Consider the following 3,105-nt stretch of genomic DNA (forward strand, 5'->3'; position numbering starts at 1 on the left):
GGCGCGGGCGCGGCGGCATCACCGGACGGGCCGGCCGACCCGGCCGACACTCGCCCGCGCCGCGACTGCCGGATCGCGTCGAAGGTCAGTAGAGCCAGAGCCACCCAGACGAGTGCGAAGCCCGCCCAGCGGGAGGCCGGCATCGGCTCGTGGTAGACCGCGACGCCGATCGCGAACTGGATCACGGGCGCCAGGTATTGGAGCATCCCGATCCGGCTCAGCGGCACCGTGTTGGCGGCCACCGCGAAGCACAACAGGGGGATGACCGTGATCACGCCGGTGATCGTCAGCAGCAGTGCCTGCGGCGCGCCCTCGTGGCCGAACGTGGAGTCGCCGCTCCACGCCAACCACATCAGGTAGCCGAGAGCAGGCAGGAACATCACGGCGGTCTCGACCGCCATCGAGTGGATCGCCGGCAGGTTCATCCGCTTCTTGACGTAGCCGTAGGTGGCGAACGAGGCGGCCAACGTCAACGCGATCCACGGCACGCGGCCATAGGCGACGATCAACACGACCACCGCCCCGACACCCATCGAGACCGCCACCCACTGGAGCGCCTGCAGCCGCTCGCCCAGCACCACGACGCCTATGCCGATCAACACCAGCGGAGTGATGAAGTAGCCCAACGAGGTCTCCACGACCTGGTCGTGGTTGACGCCGTAGATGTAGGTGCCCCAGTTGATCGAGATCATCACCGCCGCGAGCGCGACGGTCCCGATCGTGCGCGGACTCCGCAGGATCTCGCGGATCCAGGCCCACTGCCTGAGCACGGCCAACAACACGACCATGCACAGGAGCGACCATGTCATGCGATGGGCCAGGATCTCCACGGCGCCCGCCGGCTTCACGTGCGGCCAGTACAGAGGGAAGAGCCCCCATAAGGCGTAAGCCGTCATGCCCAACAGCAAACCGCGTCGTTCTGAACCCATGGGGCCGACGGTACTGGGGACCTGGCATGCCGTCAGGAGCCAATCCCCAACAAGTGGATCGCCGTTGACGTTGTGCGGCGACGTACGGCCGGACCGCTCGCAGGCCCGCCCGCGTAGCTCGTCGGATACGGAGGTGAAGCTGCGGGCGACGAGCGTAGACCCCCAGGCGGGACCGCACCCGAGAGGCACCGCGAGCGGGCTTGCGGGCACGGGTGAAGCGAACGGCGGCGCCGAGGCTGCGCAGCGAATCGAGGACGGCCCCGAACGCGCCGCTCCGACCCGGCCCGGTGAGCGCCCCGCCCAGGTGATGGCCCGTCAGCCACCCAGGCGGCTCAGGGATTCCCATTTCACGTGCTCCTCTCGCCGGTCCGCGTCGATCTGTGCCACCAGGTCCCAGGCCAGGTCGCCGAGGACGATCCGACGGGGTGGGTCCGGCAGGTCGACCAGCTCCATGACAACCTCGGCTGCCCGAGCGGGATCGACGTCCTGCGATTCGGCCCACATCTTGTTCAACTCGTCGCGCAATGGGGCGTAGGCATCGATCTCCTCGGTCAGGGTCAGGCCCTGGGTGAAGAGGGTGGTTTCGTAGCCCCCGGCTTGGACGAGCGTGACGCGCACGCCGAAGCCCGCAGTCTCCATCGCGAGCGCGCCGGCCATGTTCTCCAGTGCGGCTTTGCCCGCGCCGTAGAATCCCGTGGAGGCGAAGCCTGCTGCGGAGCCCATCGAGCCGATCGCCAGGATGTGCCCTGAGCCCTGCCTGCGCAGATGCGGCAGTACCGCCTGACTCACCCACACCGCGCCGAAGAAGTTGACGTCGAGGTGTGCTCGCACCTGAGCCTCCGTCACCTCCTCGACCATGCCCATGAGCACGTTGCCCGCGTTGTTGACGACGACGTCGAGTCGCCCGAACACCGAGACCGCCCGTTCGACGCACGCGAACACCGCGTCGCGGTCGCTCACGTCCAACGGCAGGGCAAGGAAACGGCCTTCGTGCGCGGCGGCGAGCTCCGCGAGCGGCGCGATGTCACGGGCCACCCCGACGACTCGATCGCCGGCCGCGAGCGCGGCCTCGGTGAACGCGCGACCGAGTCCTCGGGAGGCGCCGGTGACGAACCAGACCCGCGGCTCGCGCACCGCGGCCGGCGTGGTGCCGGCGGCCGGGGAAGCGGACCTCGTCGTGGAGGCGGGAGCAGCGGTGGAGACGGGGGCGGAAGCGGCGACGGTCGGGTTGCTCGGAGTGGTCATATCGCACCTCTGTCATGTCGTGTCGGCGATCGGAGACGAGACGGTTCGTCTCGCAACGAGCTCCACTATGCATGGCGGGATTCGTGATGTCAAGACGAGACGGTTCGTCTCGCACGTCGAGTATGATGACGGCATGAGCCCCGACCGCGCCGCCGATACCGGCCCCCCCGCCCGCACCGGCACGAAGCCGAATCCGTCACGTCGCAGCGAGCAGTCTCGCCACGCGATTCTCACCGCTGCTCGCGAGCTGGTCTCCGAGGTCGGCTTCGCGAAGCTGACCATCGAGGCCATCGCGGCCCGCGCGGGCGTCGGCAAGCAGACGATCTACCGGTGGTGGGCCTCGAAGGGCGAAGTGGTCTTCGAGGCGTTTCTCGCGCTCAGTGACCCGGGGGAGGGGATCGTGCTCCCCGATACGGGCGACGTCGAGACCGACCTGAAGTCCCTCATGCGCGAGACCGTCGCCGAATTCGCCGACCCCGCCTTCGAGGGCCCGATCCGCGCACTCAACTCCGAGATCATCAACGACCCCAAACTCGCCGCGCTCTACCACGAGAAGATGGCCGCCCCCGTCGACGAGGCCAAGAAGGAGCGGCTGCGCAGCGCCCAGCGCGCCGGTCAGATCGCCCACGACATCGACCTGGACCTCGCCCTGGAACTCCTCTACGCCCCGCTGTACCAACGCTGGCTGCTGCGCTCCGGCCCGCTGACCCCGGAGTACGCGGACAGCCTGGTCGGTTTGACCCTCAAGGCCCTGCGCCCCTGACGCCACCGACGCTCGCCGTCGAGACCTCGCGAATCCGACCGCCCGAAGTCGTCCTCGCCCCGCACCGGACCGTGACGCCGGGCCGGGGGCGGGCGGCGACGGGGGCGGGACAGGGGTGGGGCGGGACAGGGCCGGGACGGGGGCGGGGCTTGGGACGAGTCCGAGCCC

General features: G+C 69.4%; 3 protein-coding genes. 1 reads left to right on the forward strand and 2 read right to left on the reverse strand.

What is annotated here, in order from left to right:
• Both rarD and GT354_RS28960 read right to left on the reverse strand, forming a co-directional pair.
• Positions 1 to 929 (reverse strand): EamA family transporter RarD (gene rarD, locus GT354_RS28955; RefSeq protein WP_161359325.1); only part of this gene is annotated, 929 nt, incomplete at its 3' end.
• A gap of 315 nt (positions 930 to 1,244) precedes the next feature.
• Complete coding sequence (locus GT354_RS28960; RefSeq protein ID WP_161359326.1) at positions 1,245 to 2,174, reverse strand: SDR family NAD(P)-dependent oxidoreductase; 930 nt, start codon at positions 2,172 to 2,174, stop codon at positions 1,245 to 1,247.
• Positions 2,175 to 2,307: 133 nt separating this feature from the next.
• Between GT354_RS28960 and GT354_RS28965 the strand changes: the two genes are divergently transcribed.
• Positions 2,308 to 2,937: a TetR/AcrR family transcriptional regulator gene (locus GT354_RS28965; protein WP_161359327.1), complete on the forward strand. Its 630-nt coding sequence runs from the start codon at positions 2,308 to 2,310 to the stop codon at positions 2,935 to 2,937.
• Positions 2,938 to 3,105 lie beyond the last annotated feature (168 nt).

Origin of the sequence: Streptomyces sp. SID3343 (assembly GCF_009865215.1) — a bacterium.
GTDB lineage: Bacteria > Actinomycetota > Actinomycetes > Streptomycetales > Streptomycetaceae > Embleya.